At 72.5% G+C, this 21,914-nt stretch carries 21 protein-coding genes and 1 pseudogene; 9 read left to right on the top strand and 13 right to left on the bottom strand.

Features of this window, described 5'->3' with window-relative positions:
- Window positions 1-9: 9 nt before the first annotated feature.
- Together ACZ6TI_RS14845 and ACZ6TI_RS14850 are read left to right on the top strand one after the other, a co-directional pair.
- Complete coding sequence (locus tag ACZ6TI_RS14845; RefSeq protein WP_465345574.1) at window positions 10-561, top strand: cadmium resistance transporter; 552 nt, start codon at window positions 10-12, stop codon at window positions 559-561.
- Between the two features lie 278 nt (window positions 562-839).
- Complete coding sequence (locus ACZ6TI_RS14850; RefSeq protein ID WP_465345575.1) at window positions 840-1,526, top strand: VOC family protein; 687 nt, start codon at window positions 840-842, stop codon at window positions 1,524-1,526.
- Here ACZ6TI_RS14850 and ACZ6TI_RS14855 read toward each other — a convergent pair.
- Window positions 1,504-1,956: a P-loop nucleotide/nucleoside kinase family protein gene (locus tag ACZ6TI_RS14855; RefSeq protein WP_465345576.1), complete on the bottom strand. Its 453-nt coding sequence runs from the start codon at window positions 1,954-1,956 to the stop codon at window positions 1,504-1,506. The genes ACZ6TI_RS14850 and ACZ6TI_RS14855 overlap by 23 nt on opposite strands.
- Window positions 1,957-2,061: 105 nt before the next feature.
- Between ACZ6TI_RS14855 and ACZ6TI_RS14860 the strand changes: the two genes are divergently transcribed.
- Together ACZ6TI_RS14860 and ACZ6TI_RS14865 are read left to right on the top strand one after the other, a co-directional pair.
- A complete protein-coding gene (locus tag ACZ6TI_RS14860) occupies window positions 2,062-2,715 on the top strand; it encodes a hypothetical protein (protein WP_465345906.1) in 654 nt (217 codons plus the stop codon).
- Window positions 2,702-3,466 (top strand): annotated as a pseudogene (locus tag ACZ6TI_RS14865) (lysophospholipid acyltransferase family protein); the annotation flags it as partial. The gene ACZ6TI_RS14860 and the pseudogene ACZ6TI_RS14865, both read left to right, overlap by 14 nt.
- Before the next feature lie 15 nt (window positions 3,467-3,481).
- Here the strand turns inward: ACZ6TI_RS14865 and ACZ6TI_RS14870 are convergent.
- From ACZ6TI_RS14870 to ACZ6TI_RS14915, 10 genes are all read right to left on the bottom strand, one after another.
- The gene (locus ACZ6TI_RS14870) at window positions 3,482-3,946 is read right to left on the bottom strand and encodes an AtzH-like domain-containing protein (RefSeq protein WP_465345577.1); all 465 of its coding nucleotides are present in this window, start codon (window positions 3,944-3,946) and stop codon (window positions 3,482-3,484) included.
- Between the two features lie 2 nt (window positions 3,947-3,948).
- Complete coding sequence (locus tag ACZ6TI_RS14875) at window positions 3,949-5,553, bottom strand: regulator (protein ID WP_465345578.1); 1,605 nt, start codon at window positions 5,551-5,553, stop codon at window positions 3,949-3,951.
- Window positions 5,550-6,233, bottom strand: coding sequence for a cysteine hydrolase family protein (locus tag ACZ6TI_RS14880; protein ID WP_465345579.1), 684 nt, complete (start codon window positions 6,231-6,233; stop codon window positions 5,550-5,552). Before ACZ6TI_RS14880 ends, ACZ6TI_RS14875 begins: the two co-directional genes overlap by 4 nt.
- Window positions 6,234-6,235: 2 nt before the next feature.
- Entirely contained in the window at window positions 6,236-6,928 is a 693-nt protein-coding gene (gene biuH / locus ACZ6TI_RS14885) for a biuret amidohydrolase (protein ID WP_465345580.1), read from the bottom strand.
- On the bottom strand, window positions 6,925-8,472 hold the full coding sequence (locus ACZ6TI_RS14890; RefSeq protein WP_465345581.1) for an allophanate hydrolase: 1,548 nt from the start codon (window positions 8,470-8,472) through the stop codon (window positions 6,925-6,927). Before ACZ6TI_RS14890 ends, biuH begins: the two co-directional genes overlap by 4 nt.
- A 61-nt stretch (window positions 8,473-8,533) precedes the next feature.
- Entirely contained in the window at window positions 8,534-9,160 is a 627-nt protein-coding gene (locus ACZ6TI_RS14895) for a GntR family transcriptional regulator (protein ID WP_465345582.1), read from the bottom strand.
- A 70-nt stretch (window positions 9,161-9,230) separates the two neighbouring features.
- The gene (locus ACZ6TI_RS14900) at window positions 9,231-10,415 is read right to left on the bottom strand and encodes a neprosin family prolyl endopeptidase (RefSeq protein WP_465345583.1); all 1,185 of its coding nucleotides are present in this window, start codon (window positions 10,413-10,415) and stop codon (window positions 9,231-9,233) included.
- Window positions 10,416-10,543: 128 nt separating this feature from the next.
- Window positions 10,544-11,377, bottom strand: coding sequence for a phosphotransferase (locus ACZ6TI_RS14905; protein WP_465345584.1), 834 nt, complete (start codon window positions 11,375-11,377; stop codon window positions 10,544-10,546).
- Window positions 11,378-11,379: 2 nt separating this feature from the next.
- Complete coding sequence (locus ACZ6TI_RS14910) at window positions 11,380-11,910, bottom strand: LuxR family transcriptional regulator (RefSeq protein ID WP_465345585.1); 531 nt, start codon at window positions 11,908-11,910, stop codon at window positions 11,380-11,382.
- Window positions 11,907-14,309 carry a LuxR C-terminal-related transcriptional regulator gene (locus ACZ6TI_RS14915; protein WP_465345586.1) on the bottom strand — a complete coding sequence of 801 codons (2,403 nt, stop codon included), beginning with the start codon at window positions 14,307-14,309 and terminating at the stop codon, window positions 11,907-11,909. The genes ACZ6TI_RS14910 and ACZ6TI_RS14915 overlap by 4 nt, the downstream gene beginning before the upstream one ends.
- Window positions 14,310-14,495: 186 nt before the next feature.
- Between ACZ6TI_RS14915 and ACZ6TI_RS14920 the strand changes: the two genes are divergently transcribed.
- Genes ACZ6TI_RS14920 through ACZ6TI_RS14940 form a run of 5 tightly spaced genes read left to right on the top strand, consistent with a single transcriptional unit; the run spans window position 14,496 to window position 20,067 of the window.
- Window positions 14,496-15,986, top strand: coding sequence for a dynamin family protein (locus tag ACZ6TI_RS14920; protein WP_465345587.1), 1,491 nt, complete (start codon window positions 14,496-14,498; stop codon window positions 15,984-15,986).
- The gene (locus ACZ6TI_RS14925; RefSeq protein ID WP_465345588.1) at window positions 15,983-17,767 is read left to right on the top strand and encodes a dynamin family protein; all 1,785 of its coding nucleotides are present in this window, start codon (window positions 15,983-15,985) and stop codon (window positions 17,765-17,767) included. The genes ACZ6TI_RS14920 and ACZ6TI_RS14925 overlap by 4 nt, the downstream gene beginning before the upstream one ends.
- Window positions 17,764-18,297, top strand: a complete 534-nt coding sequence (locus ACZ6TI_RS14930; RefSeq protein ID WP_465345589.1) for a hypothetical protein — start codon at window positions 17,764-17,766, stop codon at window positions 18,295-18,297. Before ACZ6TI_RS14925 ends, ACZ6TI_RS14930 begins: the two co-directional genes overlap by 4 nt.
- A 22-nt stretch (window positions 18,298-18,319) precedes the next feature.
- The gene (locus ACZ6TI_RS14935; protein ID WP_465345590.1) at window positions 18,320-19,702 is read left to right on the top strand and encodes an MFS transporter; all 1,383 of its coding nucleotides are present in this window, start codon (window positions 18,320-18,322) and stop codon (window positions 19,700-19,702) included.
- Window positions 19,702-20,067: a GntR family transcriptional regulator gene (locus ACZ6TI_RS14940; protein WP_465345591.1), complete on the top strand. Its 366-nt coding sequence runs from the start codon at window positions 19,702-19,704 to the stop codon at window positions 20,065-20,067. Before ACZ6TI_RS14935 ends, ACZ6TI_RS14940 begins: the two co-directional genes overlap by 1 nt.
- Window positions 20,068-20,082: 15 nt before the next feature.
- On the opposite strand, the gene ACZ6TI_RS14945 is transcribed toward ACZ6TI_RS14940, so the two are convergent.
- Together ACZ6TI_RS14945 and ACZ6TI_RS14950 are read right to left on the bottom strand one after the other, a co-directional pair.
- Window positions 20,083-20,982, bottom strand: a complete 900-nt coding sequence (locus ACZ6TI_RS14945) for a DUF3626 domain-containing protein (protein WP_465345592.1) — start codon at window positions 20,980-20,982, stop codon at window positions 20,083-20,085.
- Between the two features lie 68 nt (window positions 20,983-21,050).
- Complete coding sequence (locus ACZ6TI_RS14950; RefSeq protein ID WP_465345593.1) at window positions 21,051-21,887, bottom strand: undecaprenyl-diphosphate phosphatase; 837 nt, start codon at window positions 21,885-21,887, stop codon at window positions 21,051-21,053.
- Window positions 21,888-21,914: the final 27 nt, after the last annotated feature.

A 21,914-nucleotide genomic window follows, 5' to 3' on the forward strand; every position in this document is an offset into this window, starting at 1 on the left:
GTAGTCGCCATGTCGTGGTCGCTGGTGGGTCAGGCGGTGGGCATGTTCGCGGTGACGAACGTCGACGATCTGCTGGTGCTGGCGGTCTTCTTCGCTCAGGGCGGCCGGTGGCGGGTGGTGGCCGGTCAGTATCTGGGGTTCCTGGGCATTCTGGTGGCGGCGGTCGCCGGGGCGCTGGGCGCGGGCTTGCTGCCGGAGTCGGTCATCCCGTTTCTGGGGCTACTCCCCCTGGCGCTCGGCATAAAAGCCGCGTTTCGTCGCTCGGACGGTTCGGTGGAGGCGGCGGGTTCGCCGGGGATTCTTCAGGTCGCGGCGGTGACGTTCGCGAACGGCGGGGACAACGTCGGCGTCTACGTGCCGGTGTTCACGGTGGCCGGCGTGGGTGGCATGGCGGTGTTCGTGACCGTCTTCCTGATCGGGGTGGCGGTGTGGTGTGCGGCGGGCTGGTTCCTGGCGACGCGGCCGCCGATCGCCCGGACGTTGTCCCGCTGGGGTCATGTGGTGCTGCCGGTGGTGCTGATCGGGATCGGTCTGGTCATTCTGGCGCCAGCAGTGCTGTGAGGGTGTCGTGGGCGGTGGCGGCCATCCGGGGGTTGGTGCGCTGGCAGTACCAGAGGGCGCCGATGCCTGCACGAGGGTCCAGCCGCGGCCGCGTTGCCAGGCGGTCCAGTATCCGGCGTACCCCTCCCCTGGCTCGCCGAGGGCGAGTGGTTCGGGGGCCTGGACCGGCACGTGGGGTGCGATGCGGCGGGATGTCGACCTGGTCGTCGTGCATCTTCACGGGTGGGGCATCCTCAGGGACTCGGCCTCGGGTTTCGGGAGGGAACATGCTCGCATGGGTGACCGGTTTCATCGACTCGCCGGACCGCGGCGCTGAGGGGTTCTGGCAGGCGGTGACGGGGTCGTCGTTGTCGGCGCGGCGTGACGAGGGCCGGTTCGCGACGCTGGTGCCGGCGGACGGTGACGCGTTCCTGCGGGTGCAGGTGGTCGGGGACGGTCCCCCGCGCAATCACCTGGATCTGCATGTGGATGACGTGGTGGCGGCGGCCGCGGCGGCGCGGGAGCTGGGTGCGGTGGTGGTGCTCGCGGAGGACGGTCTGGTGGTGTTGCGCTCCCCCGCCGGTCTGCCGTTCTGCCTGGTGCGGTGGCACGGCGAGCACGTTCGGCCGCGGCCGGTGCGCGACAGCGTGGTGGATCAGGCGTGCCTGGACATCCCGGAGGCGGTGTTCGACGGTGAGACGGGCTTCTGGGCGGCGTTGACGGGGTGGGCGCGGCGGCCGGTGGATCGTCCGGAGTTCGAGGGTCTGGTCCGCGGTGCGGGTCAGCCGTTGCGGTTGTTGTTCCAGCGCACGGGCGGCGCGGTGGCGGGCGTGCATCTGGATCTGGCGGCGGCCAATCCGGCCGCGACGGTGGCGTGGCACGAGTCGCTGGGTGCTGAGGTGGTGCGCCGGGTGCCGGGCAACTGGACAACGTTGCGGGATCCGTCGGGCCGAGAGTATTGCGTCACCCACCGATGGCCGGGCTAGGCAGCGGGTCGTAGGTGCCGAGCTCTGCCGCGGTGGGCGCCTCGAACATGGTGGTGAACTCGTCGATCAGGGCCGGGTCGAGCCGGTGCCGGACGCGTTCCTTGAGGGTGTGGGCCGGCGCGTCGAGGTAGACGAGACTGACGCGTGCGTGCAGGGTGCGGGCGGTGTCGCGGTAGTGGTCGCGTTCGGCGGCGGACCAGAAGCCGTTCTCCAGGATGACGGTCTGCCCCAGTCGCAGGAGTTCCTGGGCGTGCTGCCACAGTTTCTGTTCCGTGCGTTCTCGGGCGGGACCGTCGAAGATGCTCATGCCGAGTGCGGTGAGCCATTCGTCGGGGCTGAGCCGCACGGCGGGCAGGGTGTCGGCGAGTTCGCGGGCGGTGGTGGTTTTGCCGGCGCCGGGCAGTCCGCACATCAGGATCAGGTGGGTCATCGGGTTCCTGTCGGTGGGTGCTGATAGAAAGACCACAGCATTGATACAGACGTTCGAACGTAGGGGGTTGTGGTGGCCGGCTTGTCCGAGGGTGACGTGGCGACGATGCGCGAGGGGCTGGCGGCGGGGCGCAGGCCCAAGGTGGTGTTCACCGATTCGGCGGGGCAGATCGCGGGGCAGCTCGGGCAGGTGGTGGGGCTGACCGATCCGGCGGAGTCCGACGAGTGGGTGGTGGTGAAGTTCGGGCGTGACGAGTTGCCGTTCGCCCCCGCCGATCTTCGGGTGGCGCCGCGGGGTGCGACGGCGGCGTCGCGGCGTAAGCCGGAGCCGCCGCCGGTGCCGGAGCCGCGGGTGGAGCCGGAGTTCGTGATCGACAAGCCGCCGCCCGCGCGTCGTCCGTCGCCGCCGGTGCCTTCCGGGCAGGCTGAGGTGGTGACCGAGGAGAAGCCGCCGCCGCGCAAGCAGGCGCGGCCGGCAAAGGCGAAGACGCCGCCGGGTTTGACCGTGACGCTGGCCTATGCCGAGGGTGAGTGGACGGTGTCCGCCGCGCAGGGTTCGAAGACGCTGGCGAAGCCCTATGTGATTCGCCCGGCCGAGGCGATGCGGATGGTGTCGCTGGTCGACGTGCCGGGGGTGCAGGAGGCGGTGGAGCACATCGTGTCGGCCGAGCGGGCCGAGGCGGAGCAGGAGGCGGAGCGGCTGCGTGCGCAGCTGGCCGAGATCGAGTCGCGGCTGGCGGAGTTGCGTGACGCCGGCTGACGACGCGGTCTGGCGGGCACCGCGGGTGTGGCGGTTCCTGTTGTCGATCGCGCCGGGGCTGGTGTTCCCGTTCTGCCGGCTGCGGGTGTCCGGGTCGGTGCCCGAGGCGTTGCGGCGTGGCCCGCTGATCCTGGCGGCCAACCACGTGAGCCCGGTGGATCCGGCGATCGTGTCGGCGGCGTGCCGGCGGCTGGGTCTGCAGCCGCGGTTCATGGCCACGGGTGGGGTGTTCCGGGCGCCGGTCGCGGGGTCGATCATGCGCCGGTCCGGGCACATCCGGGTGGATCGAAACACGTCTCGGGTGGCGGAGGCGTTGCCGGCCGCGGCGGCGGCGCTGCGGGAGCGGTCGATCGTGGTGGTCTATCCGGAGGGGCGGATCGGCCTGGATCCGTGGATGTGGCCGGAGCGCGGCAAGACCGGGGCGGCGCGGCTGGCGGCGTTGTCGGGGGCGCCGGTGCTGCCGGTGGCGCAGTGGGGCACCCATGCGGTGATGCCCTACACGGCGCCGAAGGGGTCGTTGCGGGCGCTGGCGCGGGCGTTGCTGCGCCGGCCGGTGGTGCACGTGCGGTTCGGGGAGGTGCTGGATCTGTCCGGGGTGTCCGGCACATCGGGCGCGCAGGCGTTGCAGGCGACCCGGCTGATCATGGAGGGCATCGACCGCACGCTGGCGCCGTTGCGGGCGACGGAGATGCGGGAGCCGCATTTCGTGGACCGCACCCGGGCGGTGGACATGTCCCGGGTGCGGTCCAGGTCTGACGGGTTCGGCTCAGCGCTGGGGTCCGGTGAGGTGCTCGGGTCCGGCGAGGTGCTCGGGTCCGGCGAGGTGCTCGGGTCCGGCGAGGTGCTCGGGTCCGGCGAGGTGCTGGGGCTCGGAGACGTGGGCGGTGACGATGCGCCAGCCGGTCGGGGCCAGGCGGACCCAGGTCTGTGACTGGCGTCCGAGCACGTCGGCGCCGGGGTAGCCGAAGAGGGTGGTGACCACGGCGAGGTCGGTGCCGAAGGTCTGCACGAGGGTGTCCTTGAGGCGGCGGCCGGGTGGCAGCGGGTCCTGGGCGTGCCGCCACCGGGCCTGTTCGGCGAGGCCGTTCTGCTGGTCGGCGATGCCGTAACGCACCGCGTCTCCGGTGAAGAACCCGAGGATGCGGTCCACGTCGTTGGTGACCAGCGCGTGCTCGTAGGCCTCGAACGCGCTGGTCACCTCCGCGACGACCGAGGGCATGTCGCGTTCCATGGTCAGGACGCCGCCGCGGTGGCCGGGACCTTGGCGTCGGGGGCGGGCTCGTCCTCGCCTTCGAAGGACGGCGGCTCGCCGGGCTCGGGCACCCGCGGGGTGGGCTTGCCGAGGGCGAAGAGCACGCAGACCACGGTGAGGAAGAGATATCCGAGGGTGACCTGCCCGTCGGCGTTCCACTGGACCTTCTCGGCGTGGATGAGCCCGACGAAGGTGAGCAGCGCCCCGGTGGCGGAGAAGATCGCGGCGCGCCAGAACCGTTTGTCGATGATGAAGACGACGATCGCGCCGAGCACGAGTCCGGCGAGGATGGCGCCGGAGCCGAGCACTTTGAGGCCGTCGTAGACGACGCCGGCGCCGGCCAGCGCTTCGTTGCCGACGGCGGCGGCTGTGGTGCCGGCGGCGGCGAGGGTGTTGTCCATCTGCCCGGTGGCCCAGGCGGCGATGTTGGGTATCAGCGCGGCGACGACGGCGGCGGCGTGTGCTCGTGGGGTGGCCTGGAACGCCTGGGCGCCGATGAGCAGGCCGATGTAGAGCAGGATGGGCACGATCGCGGGGGTCGGGAAGATCGCGCCGAGCAGGCCGAACATTCCGAAGAAGCAGAGCAGGGCGATGACCGCGCCGGTTGCCAGGGAGTAGCCGGTGCGGCCGCCGGCGGCCTTCCAGCCGGGGTGCCCGACGTAGACGGCGGGCGGGAAAGGCGAGCCGAGGCAGGAGCCGATGACCGCGCCGGCGCCGTCGGCGAGCAGGACGCTGCGCAGGTTGTAGCGGTCGCCGGCGGTGGCGGCGCTTTCCACGTTGGTCATCGCCTCGGTGAAGTTGTAGACGCCGAGGGGGATGGCGGTGGCCAGCAGGGGCGCCATGTCGCGCAGTCCGTCGAAGAGCAGGTCGAATTTGAGGTGCGGGAAGGCGAAGGCGATGTCGCGGGCGGCGGCGGTGACGTCCGGCACGGACATGGCGCCGCCGATCCAGCCGATCGCGGTGCCGACGAGCAGCGCGGCGAGGCCGATCGGGATGTTGTAGGGCAGTTTGACGTCGGTGAGCAGGCCGACGAGCAGCATGCCGAAGACGGGCAGGGCGATCCAGGCGGCTCGCCACATGTTGCCGGCCGGGTTCATCGAGATGAACGTGATGGAGATGCCGGCGAGGGTGCCGAGCAGTGCGGCGCGGGGGGCGTATTTGCGGATGTAGGGGCCGACGAACGCGCCGATGAGCACGATGACGCCGATGATGAACGCCCAGGCGATGCCGGCCGTCCAGGCCCGGAGGGGGTCCTTGGTGGTGAGGTAGATCGGCAGCATGATCACGAAGATGACGATGAACATGTGCGGGACGCTGGGCCCGTACGGCATGGCGGTGACGTCGTCGCGGTTCTCCTTCTTGGCGAGCCGCCGGGCCAGGTGGGTGTAGTAGAGGTTGCCGAGCACCAGGGCGATGCCGAGGGCGGGCAGGATGACGCCGAAGACGTCGGACGCCGGCATGTTGATCACGCCGATGCACAGTCCGGTGAGGGTGAGGACGTTGACCAGCACGTTCACGCCGAAGCCGAAGAACGCGTTGGTGTCGCCGCGCACCCAGTAAGGCAGTTTGGCTGCTTCTACGCTCATTTCTTCTCCTGGGAGGCGAGCTGGAGGGCTTCGATCACTGCGGGTGATTCCGCGATCCAGCCGAAGATGCCGCCCTGCGCGGCGATCATCTCCAGCCCGACGCGCTGGAACTCGGGGAAGTAGGAGCCGACGCAGTCGGCCGGCACGAGGCATTCGTAGCCGCGGTCGTTGGCCTCGCGGACCGTGGTGTGCACGCACACCTCGGTGGTGACGCCGGTGACGATCAGGCTGGTGATGCCGTCCTTGTCGAGCAGGTTCTGCAGTTCGGTGGCGTAGAAGGCGCCCTTGCCGGGTTTGTCGACGACGGCTTCGCCGGGCAGCGGCTGGAGTTCGTCGACGATGTCGTGGCCGTATTCGCCGCGGATCAGGATGCGGCCGAACGCGCCGGGGTCGCCGATGCGTTTGCTGGGGGCGCCGCGGTGGAGTTTGGCGGGCGGGCAGTCGGAGAGGTCGGGCAGGTGGCCTTCGCGGGTGTGGATCAGCGGCAGGCCGGCGGCCCGCCAGGCGGTCATCAGGGCGGCGAGCGGCTCGATGGTGCGGCGCAACCGGCCGACGTCGTTGCCGAGGCTTTCGCCGAAGCCGCCGGGCAGCAGGAAGTCGCGTTGCATGTCGATCACGACCAGGGCGGTCGTGGCGGGGTCGAAGGTGAAGGGTCCGGGTGTGGCGTCGATGGTCGGCATCGCTATTCCTCCGTGGCCGCGATGACGTCGTCCGAGGTGGCGACGCATCCGAAGACGCCGCCCTGCATGGTGACCATGTGCAGGGCGGCGGTGTGGTTGGACGGGTCGGTGGCGCCGGTGCAGTCGCTCAGGATCAGGCATTCGTAGCCGCGGTCGTTGGCTTCGCGCATGGTCGTGTGGACGCACACGTCGGTGGTGATCCCGGTGAGGATCAAGTGCGTGATCCCATGGGTACGCAGGACGAGGTCGAGGTTGGTGGCATAGAAGGCGCCTTTGCCGGGCTTGTCGACGATCACCTCTCCGGCGACGGGGGCGACCTCGGGCACGATCTCCCAGCCCGGCTCCCCCTTGACCAGGATCCGGCCGCACGGTCCCTGTCCGCCGATCTCCGCGCCGATCTGGGCGGAGCGCCAGCGTTTGTTGGCGGGCAGGTCGGACAGGTCGGGGTCGTGGCCTTCGCGGGTGTGGACGACCAGCATGCCGAGCCGGCGGGCGTGGGCGAGCAGGCGCTGGGTGGCGGGCAGCCCGGCGCGGGTGAGGCCGATGTCGTAGCCCATCGACTCGACGTAGCCGCCGGGTCCGCAGAAGTCGGTCTGCCAGTCGATGCAGAGCAGGGCGGTGCGCTCGACCGGCGCCGTGCCGTCGTAGGGCCAGAGGTAGGGGGTGGCTTTGACCGGGCCGATGCTGACTGTCATGGGCGTCCTTCCAGGTGGTTGCGCCAGCCGCCGCTGGCGGTGATGTCCTCGGCGCCGTCGGTCGCGTACGCCTCGCAGAGGAAGCCGGTGACCGCGGTGCCGTCGGCGAGGGCGACCCGGCCGAGTGTCAGCGGGGCCGGGATGCCGGTCATGAATCCGCCGACCCGGCCGGCCGGGATGGTCCACAGTTCGACGGCGATGCCGTGGTCGGGCCGGTCCGGTCCGTCGGGGTGCCGGACGAGGCCGGGGGTGCCGCCGGGGAGCCGGTAGAGCCGGTAGCAGGGCGCGGTGACGGCCTCGCGGACGAAGCGGGCGCCGCGTGACACGAGTTCGGTGTTGCGGGGTTGCCCGCGCAGGTGCAGCCCGACGACGGCGACGGTGACCGGCTCGTGGAGTGACGCGGCGAGCAGGGCGAGGGTCTCGTCGCTGAACGCGGGTCCGAACAGGGTGAGGCTGGCCGGGCGGCCGTCGGCGGTGAACCCGTTGGGCACGGTCACCGCGGCGAGGTCGAGCAGGTTGGTGAACTGGGTGTAGCGGCCGAGGTCGAGGTTGCGGCCGATCGGGTCGGCGGCGATCTCGTCGTGCGTGTAGGTGGTGCCGACGGTGGGCAGGACCAGCACGTCGATGGTTGCGAACAGCCGCTCGGTGAAGGCTTTGAGCTCCTGCAGCCGGTGCTGGGCGCGCCACGCGTCGACCGCGGTGAACCGGCGCCCGCTCTCGAGCACGGCCCGGGTGACCGGCAGCACCGAGTGCGGGTGGGTGGTGAGGAAGTCGTCGAGGTCGGCGAGCCGCTCGGCCACCCACGGCCCCCGGTAGAGCAGGTCACCGGCTTCCAGCAGTGGCCCGGCCTCGACGGTGGTCGCGCCGGGGAATCGGGAGCGGGCGGCGGCGTACGCCTTCTCCTGCCCGGCGTCGCCGAAGAAGTCCAGCCCGTCGGGCAGCCCGATCCGCGGCGCGGTCTGCACGGCCATCGGCGCGGATCGGCCCCACGGGTCGCCGGGCGCCCGGCCGCGGGCGATGCGGGCGACTTGCGCGGCCAGGGTGACGTCGCCGGCGAACACGGACACGCAGTCCAGGGATCTGCAGGCGGGCACGACGCCGAGGGTGCTGAGCAGGCCGCGGGTGGGTTTGACGCCGGTGATGCCGTTGAACGCGGCGGGCACCCGCCCGGACCCGGCGGTGTCGGTGCCCAGCGAGAAGTCGACCTCGCCGGTGGCGACCGCGACCGCGGACCCGGAGGACGAGCCGCCGGAGATGAGGCCGCCGCCGAAGACGCTTTCCGGTGTGCCGTAGGGCGAGCGGGCGCCGGTGAGGCCGGTGGCGAACTGGTCGAGGTTGGTCTTGCCGGTGAGCACCGCCCCGGCGTCGAGCAGCCGCTGCACGACCGGCGCGGTGGCGGTGGGCAGGTAGGCGAAGTCGGGGCAGGCCGCGGTGGTCGGCACGCCGGCCACGTCGATGTTGTCCTTCACCGCGAACCGCAGGCCGGACAACGGGCCGGCCGAGCCCTCCCGCTCGGGGATTCTGCTGATCCAGACACCACTCATTCTGTCGATTGTCGACAGAATCGTTACGGCGGAGGGCGGGAATGATTACAGGCTGATGTCGTCAGCTGAGGTAGGTGCGGGCGCCGTGCGCGCTCAGCGCCTCGCCGGCCCGCCCGGACTCGACGGCGGCGAGGACCTGCGCGTGGCGGTGCACGGCGTCGGCCGCGTCGGCGATGTCGGCCTCGCGTTGCAGGTTCACCGCCATGTACAGCTGCAGGCGTACCAGGATCGACTCGTACAGGGCGGTGAGCTGCCGGTTGCCGCTGCGGGCCACCACCTCCACGTGGAAGCGGCGGTGCGCGTCGGCCACCGCGAGCCGGTCACCCGACTCGGTGGCCGTGCGCAGCTGGTCGAGGGCGGCGCGCAGCCCGGTCAGGTCGGCGTCCGGCGTGGTGATCGACACGGCGTGGCGTTCGAGGACGTCGCGCACCTCGTACAGCTCCTGGACGTCCACGTCGGACAGCGTCGCCACCCGCACCCCGCGGCGTGGGGTGTGCTCGACCAGGCCCTGCTGGGCGAGCAGCCGCAACGCCTCGCGCAGCGGGCCGCGGCTGATGCCGAGCTGCCGGGTGAGCTGCTCCTCGACCAGGCGCTCCCCCGGCTCGGTGCGGCCGCTCAGGATCTCCCGGCTCAGCCGCTCGACGGCGAGCTCGACGAGGCTGTAGGTGGTCAGTTCCCCGTCTCTCACGTGACGAGTGTGCCAGGAGAGCGCGCGTCGCCCTCCTGGCACACCGGTTCGTTGCGAAAGTCGGCCGGGATCAGCCCGCCTCGGGGACCGGCAGGCGGCCCTTCGGCGGCTCGACACCGTTCGGCACGGCCGGGTCGCCGGCCGTCTTGCAGTTGGCGCCGCCGCCACCCCAGCGGAACGCGGGCGTCTCCGCTTCCAGCTTGGTCGCGTTGTAGAACGTCGGCGTCGGCGCGGTCATCTCGGGTTCGGCGTCGACGTGCTCGGACGGCTTGGCGCCCGTCGCGTGGTATTGCACCTGGTCCATCTTCGCCGCGCCGGTGGCCGGCGGCAGCGCCCCGGAGCCCATGTCGGTGCACGGGGCGGAGGAGGTCGAGGCGACCTCGCCGAACCACTGCGCCAGGCCGACCTGGTTGAAGTCCTTGACGCCCTCGTCGATCCAGCGGCTCTCCGGGAAGTAGCCGAGCCAGTCGCCGGGCGCGTCGTCCTTGAGGTCCGCGTCGAGCCACAGCCACCACGCGCCGGAGCCGCTGCTGGCGTCGTAGAGGATGCGCATCTCGGTCTGGGTGCCGGAGTCGAACGCCGTGCCCAGGTCGACGGGGTTCTTCGCATAGTCGACGAAGCCGACCCCGTATCCCTGCTGGACGCCGTTGATCCAGTGGTAGCCGAACAGGCACGACCTGCTGGTGTCCTTGCAGACGTTGGCGTTCTTGGTCCAGCCGATCTCGACGATCTGCCGGCCGTCGGTGGACTGCGCGGCCAGCTCGCCGAGCGAGTGGAAGTCGTAGGCGGACACGTACGGGTTGTTGACCCCGACGTTCGCCCGGATGCCGTCGGAGGTCCCGTCGCGGAAGTACTGGAACCCGCCGGAGTAGTAGTAGTTCACCGGCATCTGGTAGCTGGACGCCCAGTTGTTGTTGGCGGCGGGCAGGTTCGCTCCGCGCTTGAGGCTCTGCGCGACGCTGTAGGACGTGCCCTTGCAGGCGACGTCCTGGTAGAGGGTGATGAAGTAGCCGGTGTTGTTGACGACCGAGGAGGCCAGGTCGTTGAAGTTCGGCTTTGTGGTGGTCAGGTTGATGCAGCGGCCGACCGGCGCGAGGTCGACCCGGTCACCGGTGCCGTCAGCGCCGTCGAACAGGCAGATCTTGTTCTCCGGACACTCCGAGTATGCGGCGTCCGCGCGCGCGGCGGTCAGGCCGACCACGGTGAGGGCCACCACCACGGTGGCGGCCAGCAGGGAGCGGGTCCTCTTGCCCACGGACGGTCCTTTCCTCATGGGTCGCCGGCACGCGCGAGCAGCTCTCGGCTGTGACGACGGTGGAGCTTAACCTGCTCATCCGGATCGATACAGCTGCTCATGTGGATAGATGCGGCTGGCCGAAAGGGTCAGTGCATGCCCGGCTCGGCGACATCGAGCCAGCGCTCCACGAGGGACGCGTCGTGGTGGCGGATGCACCAGTCGACCTGGCGCAGGCTCATGTGCGCCCAGAACGCGCGCAGCCGGTCGGGTTCGATGCCGGTCAGCGCCTCGTCCACCGGGCGGGTCAGCGCGGGCGCCAGCAGACCCAGGGTGAAACGCAGCGTGACCAGGTCGAACCGTCCGTCGTAGCGGCCCGCGCCGTCCCAGTCGATCACGCCGGTGACGACGCCCCGCTCGGTGAGCACGTTGCCCGGGTGGTAGTCGAAGTGGACCAGGTCGTCGCCGCTGATCGGCAGGGTGGCGGTGCCGACCTCGTGCACCCAGTCGAGCAGGCGGGCGGCCCGCCCGCCGTACTCGCGCAGTGGCTTGTGGAGGCAGAAGCCCGGACCGTCGGTGTTCAGGTGGAGTTCGACGGGTTTGCTCGGCCGGGCCCCGGCGAGCAGACCGGCGAGGCGGGCGTTGATCGCGATCATCTGGGCGACCACCCGTGCGTCCGGCGGCGCGGGCGGGTGGCCGGGCAGCCGCTGCTGCACGATCACCCGTTCCCCGTCGACGTGCGCGGCCAGCTCCTGCCGGGCGGTCGGCACCCCGGCCGCGCGGGCCAGGTCGACCAGCGGGCCGGTGCGGGAGTGGCCCTGGCTGAGCACCGACCGGCGCCCGTCCGGCCAGCGCACATAGGCGGCGCCGACCTCACCGCCCGGGCACGGCCCTTCGACCACCAGCCGCACGCCGGTGATGTCGGCGATCCGGTCGACCAGGTGGGGCGCGTCGAGCCGGGCGCTGCGCGGCCAGTCGGTCATGGCTATTTCTGGGCGCGTTGCCGCAGGTAGGCCAGGACCGCCTCACGGGTGGTGCGGACCCCGAAGATGGCGCGGGCCTCGGCGATCCGCCGGTTCGCGGTGCGCAGGGACAGGAACTCGGCGGCCGCCGCGGCCGCGATGGTGTCGCCGGCGGCCAGCCGGTCGAGCAGCGCCCGCTGCTCGGGCACCAGGTCGGCGAGCGCGTCGCCGGGCTCCTCCGGGCCGCCCGGGCCGTGACTGACCGGTCCCAGCCGGGCCAGGTCGTCGACCAGCGCCCGGCCCAGTGTGGACTCGGTGTCGCAGACCGCCACGATGCCGGCCCCGCGGGCCGCGGCCAGCACCGCCAGCTGCAGATTCTCCTCGTCCGCGATGCGGCCGTGCAGCACCAGCCGGGGTGGCGCGCTCCAGCCCTGCACGGGCAGCGCGAACCCTTCCTGGGTGTCCCAGCCGTCGCGGACCAGCCGGCGCAGCACGGTCTCCGCGTCGGTGCTGGACGCGACGACGTGGCGGGGGGCGTCGGGCTGCCGGGTCACGGGGTCACCTCCGCGGCGTCGGCGTTCGCGACCCCCAGCGCCGCCGCCTCGGTGCGGGTGCGCGCGCCGAGCTTGCGCATGCCGGCCCGGATGTGGGTGTCCACGGTCTCCGCGGAGATGCCGAGCTGCCCGGCGATCCGGCGGGTCGGTTCGCCCGCCGCGACCAGCCGCAACACGTCGGTCTCCCGATTCGTCAGCGTGTTTCCGGACCGCGGGCTGCGGCTGTCCCGGTGCACGTGGTGTTTACGCAGGCCGCGCCGGGCCCGTCCGGCGAGCACGGTCAGCCCGGCCGTGTCGGCGAGCTGCTCCGCGGCCAGCAGGGCGTCGACCGCCCGGGCGGGATCGTGGTCGTAGAGCCCGGCGGCGAGCAGGCAGCGGATCTGCTCGCGCAGCGCGGTGCTCGCCCACGCGTCCGCGGCGGCCGGGAAGCCGGTGCCGGTGGCCCAGGCGAGCAGGGTGCGCCGGGCCGCGTCCGGGATGCCGGCCGGGATCGGGTCGGCGCCGGCGGTGCCCAGGTCGTGCGCGGCCCACCGGGCGGTGATGTGGTCCAGCCCGGCCAGCAGGCCGGCGCCGGCGCCGGTCGCTCCGGTGGCCCGGTCGGGTTGCCCGTCCAGCCAGGCGGCTTCGCGAGCCACCCAGGTGGTGGCGGGGTGCCCCGGCGCGGCGGCCGACAGCCGCCCGCGGGCGGCGGCGAGCAGCCCGGTGTCGGCCTCGACCAGGGCGGTCGCCGCGGTCGCGTAGGCCCGCGCCTCCGCCGGCAGGGACCGGTCGGCCAGGTTCGCCGCGCGCCGCTGCACGTCGTCCGCGGGGTCGGCGGTGGTGGCGCCGTGCAACGCGAGGGCCCAGTCGGCGGCGGCCAGGAAGCGGGTCTGCCAGCCGTAGGACAGGTCCTGCGCGCACACCGCGGCGGCGGCCGTGGCGGCCTGCGCGGACTCGGTGAGCAGGCCGTCCGCGGCCAGGGTCTCCACCAGCAGCCACGCGGCGGCCCGGGCGGCCGGCCGGTCGCCGGCGTCGGCGGCCGCCGCGGTCAGGGCCTGCGCCCAGCCCGGGCGGCGGTGGGCGGCGGCGACGGTGGCCAGCGCGGCGGCCACCCCGGCCGGCGGCTGCGGATAGGCGGCCGCCACCTTCGCCGCGGTGTCCAGGGCGGTGTCCGGGTCGTCGGCGAGTTCGGCGAGCAGCAGCACCCGGTCGCGGGCCGCCACCACCGACGGTGGCGCCGCGTCGGGCACCGGCTGCACGGCGGCGCGGGCCTGGCCGGGCAGACCGGCCTGCAGCAGGGCTTCGCCGCGCAGCACGTCGGCCTCGACGCCGAGCGGGGACGGCGAGGTCAGCACCGCCGCGGCGGCGCGGGGCCGGCCGGCGGTGAGGGCGGCGTCGGCGGCGGCGAGCCGCACCCGCGGGTCCACCGGGACGGGCAGTTCACAGGCGAACAGCAGGATCGCCGCGCGGTCGCCGCCGGTGGACCGGTCGGCGGCGCTCAGGGCCTGCCGGAACGCGCCCGGGTGGTCGCCGGCCGCGGCCAGGTGCCGGGCCGCCTCCGCGGGCGGGGTCAGCTCGGCGAGGCGTTTGTGCAGGTCGGTGCGGGCGGGCGCGTCGAGCAGGCCGGCCGCGGTCTCGGCCACATAGGTGGAGGTGGGCAGCAGCCCGTCGCCGGCGTCCATCACCAGGCCGGCGGCGAGCAGGTCACTCGCGCCGGCGCCGAGCAGCTCCGCCGTCGCCGGCCGGCCGAGCAGCCCGAGGGCGGCCAGGGCGGTGCGGGCCGGGCGGGGCAGGTCGGACAGGGCGGTCGCGATCGCGTACGCCACCTGGTCGATGTCGTGCCCGGGGGTGCCGCGGCCGGCGCCGGCCTGGCGGGCCAGCGCGGTGACCGCCAGGGGGTTGCCGCCGGCCCGGTCCACGACCGCCGCCAGCGTGGCCGGGTCGAGCTGCGCGGCGGTGGAGCGGGCCAGCTCGAGCGCGGCGTCGCGGCTCAGCGGCGGCACCTCCAGCACGGTCGCGTCGCCGAGAGCGGCCGGATCGAGCCGGTGCGGGGTGCGCAGCGCGGCCAGGACCCGGCAGTGCGCGGCGATCAGCGGCAGCGCGGCCAGCGTCGCCGGGTCCGCGTATTGCACGTCGTCGAGCAGCAGCAGGCCGGCCCGGACGCGGGATCGGACCGCCTCGGCCAGCAGGTGCACATCGTGACCCGGCAGCCTCGCCCGCACCGCGCGTGACAGCGCCAGCGCGGGCACCGTCCGCAACATCGCCAGTCCCCCGCCGGCGTGCACCGGTCCGCGGAACTGCCCGGCGACGGCGTGCAGCAGACTGCTGCGGCCCGCGCCGGGCGGCCCGGTGACGATCACCAGGCCGGGCGTCTGCAACTGTGCGGCGGCGGTGGCTGCCAGGTCGTACGCGTCCGCCAACGCGCACCTCCCTCTCCCCCGTCGTGGCACGAACACGGGATCCCTCGCCCCGCACCCGGCCGTAGTCTTTGCTGCGGCAGGCGTCCCGCCTGCCCGAGCCCACCTCGGAAGGCGAGCGCAGAGCATGTGGACCCCGGCCACGGTCAGGCCATTGTCGCTGACAGTGTGCTCGACTGACGAGTCGTCGTGACCGGACCGCTATCGTCGCGGCTCGCCACCCTGTGTGACGAGATCGTCGCCAGGGTCGGTCCCGAGGTCGGTGGCCAGGTACGGAACATCGGCGACCGTCTTCATGAGCCGTTGCGGGTGGCCATCGCGGGACGCCTGAAAGCCGGAAAGTCGACACTCGTCAACGCACTGATCGGCCGCCGGGTGGCGCCCACCGCGGTCGGTGAGTGCACCCGCGTCGTCACCCGGTTCCGCTATGGGCCGGCCGACCGGGTCGACGTGGTGTGCCGCGACGGCTCGACGCACAGCCTGCCGCTGGACGCGGACGGCATGATCCCGCAGCGGCTCGGCGTCCCGGCGTCCACGGTCGCCTGGGTCGACGTCACCCTCACCAGCGACAAGCTGCGGGAGCTCACGGTCGTGGACACGCCCGGGCTGGCGTCCACCGACACCGCCGTCTCGGCCCGCGCCGAGGAGGCCGTGGGCACCTCCACCGCACCGTTCGACCAGGACATCGACGAGGACTCCGCGCACGAGGTCGCCGCCGCCGAGGCCGTGGTCTACGTGTTCACCCAGGCGGTCCGCGCCGACGACGTCCGCGCCCTGGAGGCGTTCCGCGCCTCGTCGGCGCGGCTGTCGTCGAGCCCGATCAACGCGCTCGGCGTGTTCGGCAAGGTCGACACGCTGGTCGGCGGCGCCGGCGATCCGTGGCCGGTCGCCGGGCCCCTAGCCGAGCAGCAGGCCGGGCTGCTGGCGCGCACCGTCAGTGAGGTCGTCCCGGTCGCCGGGCTGCTCGCCGAGACCGGCGAGACCGGCAGGCTGACCAGCGCCGACTGCGAAGCGTTACGCACCCTCGCGGCCGCACCCGACCTGGGGGTGCTGCTCGCCTCGGTCGACCTGTTCCGCAGCCGGCCCAGCGCCGTCTCCGCCGAGCACCGCGAACGGCTGCTCGGCCTGCTCGACCTCTACGGCCTCGGCTACGCCATCGCCCAGCTGCACGCCGACCCGCAGATGGGCGCCGGTGAGCTGGTCAAACGGCTGCTCGCCGCGTCCGGGTTCCCGCGGCTGCGGCGCACCCTCGACGACGTGATGCGCTGGCGGTCCGACGCGATCAAGGCCGGCTGGGCCCTCGCCCGGCTCGAGCGTCTCGCCGGGCACACCACCGACCCGCACGACCGGGAGGCGGTCCGCGACGCCGTCGAGCAGCTGCTCCGCGAACCCGGCTACCACCGGCTGCGGCTGCTGGAGGTGGCCCAGAAGGTCGCCACCGGCGCGGTGCCGATGCCGGTCGAATGGGAGCAGGAGCTGATCCGGCTGGCCACCTCCGACGACGCGTCGTGGATCCTGCGGCTCCCGCACGCCGGGCCGGACGAGCTCGCCGACGCCGCCCTCGCCGCGGCGAACCGGTGGCGGGTCTATGCGGTGGCCGGCGCCGGGCCCGCCCAGTCCCGCGTCGCGCAGGTCGCCACCCGCGGCTTCTTCCTGCTCAGCAAGCAGGTGCGGCCGTGAAGGACCTGGACAAGACGGTCGCGGACGTGCTGGCGTTCGTGCGGACGAAGGACCCGGACGCCGGTGCGGAACTGGCCGAACTGCGCCGCCGCAAGGTGACCCGCCCGTCGATCGTGCTGGTCGGCGAGACCAAACGCGGCAAGTCGTCGCTGATCAACGCGCTGCTCGGGGTGCCCGGCCTGTCCCCGGTCGACGCCGCGGTCGCCACCAACACCTATCTGAGCTTCATCCCGGGCCCGGTCGCCGGCGCGCGGGCGGTGCTGCCCGGCGGCGAGATCGTGGACGTCGAAGACCTGACCGCGTGGGCCACCGGCGAGCAGCGGGCCCGCCGCATCGAGGTCACCCACCCGGCGCCGCTGCTGCAATATGTGGGGCTGCTCGACACCCCCGGCGTCGGCGGCCTCGACCCGGCGCACACCGCGGTCGCCCTGGACGCCGTGGACCGGGCCACCGCGCTGCTGTTCGTCGCCGACGCGTCCGCGCCGCTGTCCCGGCCCGAGCTGGGGTTCCTGGTGGCCGCCAGCGAACGGGTCAACAACGTGGTGTTCGCGTTGACGAAGGTCGACGCGTACCCGGGGTGGCGCCGGATCTGCGACGACAACCGTGCCCTGCTGCAGGCGCACGCGCCGCGGTTCGCCGCGGCGCCCTGGTTCCCGGTCAGCGCGCGCCTCGCCGAGCTGGCCCTGACCGTGCCGCCGGCCGACCAGGCCGCCCTGGTCGAGGCCTCACACATCGCCGGCCTGCAGCACGCGCTGGTCGACCTGGCCGGCCGCGGCCACCAGCTGCAACTGGCGAACGTGCTGCGCGCCGCCCGCGGCGAGCTGGCCCGCCTGGAGGCCGCAGCGCACGTGCGGGTGGAGGCCGCCGAAGCCGACCCGGCGCAGGTCGCGAAGGTCCGCGCCGACCGGGCCGCGCTGGCCGCCCGCAAACGCACCGAGTCGCGGCACTGGACGCTGCTGCTGGCCAGCGAGACCCAGCGGGCCCGGGTCGAGGTGGTCGGCAAGCTCCGCACCCGCATCTCCGGCGTCCAGCAGGACCTGAGCGCCCGCATCGACGCGGCCCGCCGCGACGGCCTGAACGCGCTGCCGCAGCAACTCGACGCCGAACTGCAGGCGGTCGCGGTCGGGCTGTCGCAGGACCTGGAGGTCACCTTCCGCCAGGTCGGCGAGAACGTGCTGTCGGAGGTGTTCGACGACGCGGAACTGGCCGACATCCTGGGCCGGCTGAACGCGACGCTGCGGCACACCCTGGAGTCGTCGCCGCCGCGCGACTCCTCGTCCGACAACGCGCTGATCGCGCTGTCCGCGGGCGGCATCGCGTTCATGGCCGGCCGCGGCGCGATGCTCGGCGCGTCCGTCCTCGGCGCCGCCGCGGGCGGGCTGCTGGTGCCGGTCGCCGGGATCGGCCTCGGCCTCGCCGCCGGCGGGTACGTGCTGTACCGGCGGCGGGTCCAGTCGGACCGGCAGCAGGCGCGGACCTGGCTGCGGGACGTGCTCGGCGAGGCCCGGGCGGCGCTGTCCGACGAGATCTCGTACCGGTTCACCGACCTGCACCACGCGCTGTCGGTGGCGGTGGACGACGCGGTCGAGCGGCGGCTGCGGGAACTCGACGCGCACATCGCCGACATCGACGCGGCGGCCGCCGAGGACGCCGCCGGACGGGCGAAGAGACGAGCCGGCGCACAGCAGGAGCGCGACGCGGTGCGGCAGCGGCTGACCCGGGTCGACGAGGTTCTGAGCCGGGCGGCGGCACTGTCCCCCGTCCCTAAGGAGCAGTCATGAGCGAGCACGGCTGGCCGCACGACGACCACCACGACGACGGGCACCTCCCCGACGGGGAACAACCGATCGACGACCTCGGCACGCCCGAGGAGTCGCTGGACGTGCCGCCGCACGAGTGGGACGAGCCCGGCGACGATCACCAGCCGACGTGGCAGGACGCCGAGCACCACGAGCAACCGGCCGCCCCGACGGCCGCGGACGCCGCCTTCGAACCGCAGCACGACGAGGTCGCGGCGGACGAGGAGCAGGCGCCGGTCTCCGACGAACCGGCCGACCTGTTCCCGCCGCCGGTCGACGTCGGCCCGCTGCCCGAGCCGGTCGACGGGTTCCCGTGGATCGACACCGGCAGCCTCGGCCTGGCCCACGCCGGCATCGTCGAAGCCCTCGACAACGACCCGGAACCGGCCGAACTCGCCGAATACGCCGCCGAGGAACTGCCCCCCGCGGTGGATCCGTGGGCCGCTCTCGCCGAGTCGGAGGACCCGGCCACCGCCGCACTCGCTAAGTTCTACCGGCCGGATCAGATCTGATACCCGCTGGGAGCACAACCGCATGGCCGCAACCGAGACGACGCCCGCGGGCAGCACCCGCCGGGAACGCACGGGCTGGTACTTCTACGACTGGGCGAACTCGGCCTTCTCGACCACCGTCATCACGGTCTTCCTCGGCCCGTTCCTGACCACCGTCACCGAACTCGCGGCCGGATGCGAGCTCGGCGCGGACACCTGCGACGGGCGGGTCCACCCGCTCGGCATCACCATCGCCGCCGGGTCCTACTACCCCTACCTGGTGTCGCTGTCGGTGTTCCTGACCGTGTTCGTGCTGCCGATCACCGGCGCCATCGCCGACCGGGCGCCCCGCAAGAAGCCGCTGCTGGCCGCGACCGCGTTCACCGGCGCCGCGGCGACCATCGCGATGGCGTTCGTGACCGGCGACCGCTACCTGCTCGGCGGGCTGCTGTTCCTGATCGCGAACATCTCCGGCGGCGCGTCCATCGTCATCTACAACTCGTTCCTGCCGCGCCTGGCCGGCCCGGACGACCGGGACAAGGTGTCGTCCCGCGGCTGGGCGCTCGGCTACCTGGGCGGCGGGCTGCTGCTCGCGCTGAACCTCGTCGTCGTCACCAGCCTCACCGTCGACGGCGACCCGCAGCGCACCCTCGACCTGGCCCGCTGGTGCATCGTGTCGGCCGGCGTGTGGTGGGGGCTGTTCACCCTGGTGCCGCTTGCCTGGCTGAAGGAACACCCGGCGGCGGCCGTCGCCGACGATGCGCGGCCGGGCGGCAACGTCCTCACCGACGGGTTCAAACAGCTCGGGCACACCATCCGCGGGCTCCGGGCGTACCCGATGACCCTGTATTTCCTGCTCGCCTACCTGGTCTACAACGACGGCATTCAGACCGTGATCGCCCTGGCCAGCCAGTTCGGCACCGAGGAACTCAACCTCGGCCAGTCCACCCTGATCGTCACCATCCTGATCGTGCAGTTCCTGGCCTTCGGCGGGGCGCTGCTGCTCGGCGCGCTCGCCACCCGCATCGGCGCCCGCAAGACCATCCTGCTGTCACTGGTGCTGTGGCTCGGCGTGGTGCTGGCCGCGTTCTGGCTGCCCGAAGGCAAACCGATCCCGTTCATGCTGCTCGGCGTCGCCATCGGCCTGGTGCTCGGCGGCAGCCAGGCCCTGTCCCGCAGCCTGTTCTCGCAACTCATCCCGGCCGGCAAGGAAGGCGAGTACTACGGCTTCTACGAGATCAGCGACAAGGGCACCAGCTGGCTCGGCCCACTGCTGTTCGGCCTGGTGTTCCAGCTGACCAGCAGCTACCGCATCGGCATCGTCTCACTGGTGATCTTCTTCGTGGTCGGCGCGATCCTGCTCGCCCTCGTCCCGGTCCGGCAGGGCATCATCGCGGCCGGCAACAAACCCCCCAAACTCATCTGATGGACCACATCGCCATCGACCACGACTCGCCGGTCCCGCCCTACGAGCAGGTCCGGCTGCGGATCGCCGAACTCGCCGCCGCCGGAGAACTCGCCGCCGGGCACCGCCTGCCACCGGTCCGCACCCTCGCCACCGACCTCGGCCTGGCCGCCAACACGGTGGCCCGCGCCTACCGCGAACTGGAACAGGCCGGCCTCGTCGAAACCCGCGGCCGGGCCGGCACAGTGATCACCGCACGCGCCGCGAAAACCCCGGCCGAAGCCCAGAAAGCCGCCGAACGGTACGCGGACACGATCCAAAAACTCGGCTTGCCGCTCAGCACGGCCCTCGACCTGGTCAAGGCCGCACTGCGGCCGCCGGGCTGACCCGACCGGCCCGGTTCACCGCCGCGCCGCGCCGCCCCGCAGCACCAGGATGTGCCACACATACTTGAGCAGCTGCAGCACCTCCGGGGTCGAACCGAAGCGGGACCACTCACCCGGGTCGCGGATCGCCGCCACCGTGGCCCGGCCGACCACCTCGGCGTGCAAGGCGTCGACGCCGAACCGGGACGCCACGAACGCCGCGATCCGCGGAGTGTCCGGGCCACGGAGCTCGTCGGGAAACGCGGCCGGCTCCAGCGCGAAACCCTGGTGGTACTCCAGCCTCGGGGCCAGACGAGACAACAGGGCCGCGGTCGGCGTACCGATGAAGGACGGGTCGGCGACCACGGCCTGAACGTCCGCGCCCAGCGCGACACCCCCGTGCACCTGGGTCTCGACATAGCCGTCCAGGCACCGACCCGCGGCCGTGCGCGGCTCGCCGAGCGCCGCCACCCACGCGGCCGGCGACGACGCCGGCAGACGCAGCGCCGACCCGGTGCGCCCCACCTCATCCAGCAACGCCGCCCAAATCCCACCGAACGTGTCGATCGTCCCCACCACCGTGGGTTCCGTGACACTGTCACCGTGACTGAACGTGGCCCGCGCCGACACCGCCGGCGCCAGCCGCAGATGACAACTCCCGAACCGCGGCGACGCCCCATCCGGGTGCCCCGCCAGGTTCAACGCCCCATACACCGGCCGATCCACCCGCACCCGGGACGGGTACGCCCCGGCGAACATCCGCTGCTCCCACACATCCCGATCACCACCCGGAAACGCGGTCAGCCCACCGTTGGAGATCCCCGTCTCGAACTGGCTGCGATACCGGCCCTCCGCCACCAGACGCTCCGCCACCGTCGTCCCGTCCGCCAGCAACCGATCCGGGTGGAAACTCACCGTGATCGACGCGGCATGCACGAGAGGTGGCACCTCACCGGCGACACCGAGCGACCGCACATGCGCGAGCGCCCGATCGGCCGGCGACGTCACTGCGGCTCGAGGATGTTCGTCGCCAGCAACACCATCAGCAGCGCACCCAGCACCAGCCGGTAACCGATGAACAAACTGTACGAATGCTTCGAGATGAACCGCAGCAGCCACGCCACCGCCGCATAACCCACCACGAACGACACCAGCGTCGCCACGATCGTGTTGGCCCAGCCCACCCCGCCGGAGATGTTGTCATATTCGGTCACCGACTGCAGCACCGTCGCACCCAGCAATGCCGGGATCGACAGGAAGAACGACAACTTCGTGACTGTCACCCGATCGAGGTCACGCAACAGGCCGGCGGACATCGTCGCCCCCGACCGAGACACCCCGGGAATCAGCGCCAACGACTGCACCACCCCGATGATCAACGTGTCCTTCCAGGTCACATCGTCCTCATGACGGATCTGCGTGGCCGCCCGATCGGCGAACCACATCACCCCCGACCACAGGATCAACGCCGATGCCACGAACCACAGACTGCGCAGCGTCGTCTCGATCGCATCCTGGAACAACAACCCGACGACACCGATCGGAATCGACCCCAGGATGATCGCCCACCCGTACCGCCAATCCGGGTTCTGCCGCGCCTGCGCGTTGAACAACCCCCGCAACCACGCCGGCACGATCCGCGCGATGTCCTTCCGCAGGAAGATCACCGTGGCGATCACCGCACCCGACTGGATGATCGCGGTGAACGCCGTGATGTCCGGATCGTCGATCGAATAACCCAGCAGCTTCTCCGCGATGGTCAGGTGACCGGTGCTGGAGATCGGCAGGAACTCCGTAACCCCCTCGATCGCACCCAGCAGCACCGCTTCGAAGATGTTCAACCTGACCCCTGATCCCATCCGTGATCG

This window comes from Actinoplanes sp. NPDC051388, from assembly GCF_055586225.1.

What these genes read in the sequence shown, in the direction of transcription:
- ACZ6TI_RS14940 (WP_465345591.1), top strand. Translation starts at nt 19,702, where the DNA reads ATGGACCACATCGCCATCGACCACGACTCGCCGGTCCCGCCCTACGAG.
- ACZ6TI_RS14905 (WP_465345584.1), bottom strand. Translation starts at nt 11,377, where the DNA reads ATGACCGACTGGCCGCGCAGCGCCCGGCTCGACGCGCCCCACCTGGTC.
- ACZ6TI_RS14860 (WP_465345906.1), top strand. Translation starts at nt 2,062, where the DNA reads ATGCGCGAGGGGCTGGCGGCGGGGCGCAGGCCCAAGGTGGTGTTCACC.
- ACZ6TI_RS14935 (WP_465345590.1), top strand. Translation starts at nt 18,320, where the DNA reads ATGGCCGCAACCGAGACGACGCCCGCGGGCAGCACCCGCCGGGAACGC.
- ACZ6TI_RS14880 (WP_465345579.1), bottom strand. Translation starts at nt 6,233, where the DNA reads ATGCCGACCATCGACGCCACACCCGGACCCTTCACCTTCGACCCCGCC.
- ACZ6TI_RS14870 (WP_465345577.1), bottom strand. Translation starts at nt 3,946, where the DNA reads ATGGAACGCGACATGCCCTCGGTCGTCGCGGAGGTGACCAGCGCGTTC.
- biuH (WP_465345580.1), bottom strand. Translation starts at nt 6,928, where the DNA reads ATGACAGTCAGCATCGGCCCGGTCAAAGCCACCCCCTACCTCTGGCCC.
- ACZ6TI_RS14855 (WP_465345576.1), bottom strand. Translation starts at nt 1,956, where the DNA reads ATGACCCACCTGATCCTGATGTGCGGACTGCCCGGCGCCGGCAAAACC.
- ACZ6TI_RS14890 (WP_465345581.1), bottom strand. Translation starts at nt 8,472, where the DNA reads ATGAGTGGTGTCTGGATCAGCAGAATCCCCGAGCGGGAGGGCTCGGCC.
- ACZ6TI_RS14930 (WP_465345589.1), top strand. Translation starts at nt 17,764, where the DNA reads ATGAGCGAGCACGGCTGGCCGCACGACGACCACCACGACGACGGGCAC.
- ACZ6TI_RS14875 (WP_465345578.1), bottom strand. Translation starts at nt 5,553, where the DNA reads ATGAGCGTAGAAGCAGCCAAACTGCCTTACTGGGTGCGCGGCGACACC.
- ACZ6TI_RS14845 (WP_465345574.1), top strand. Translation starts at nt 10, where the DNA reads ATGTCGTGGTCGCTGGTGGGTCAGGCGGTGGGCATGTTCGCGGTGACG.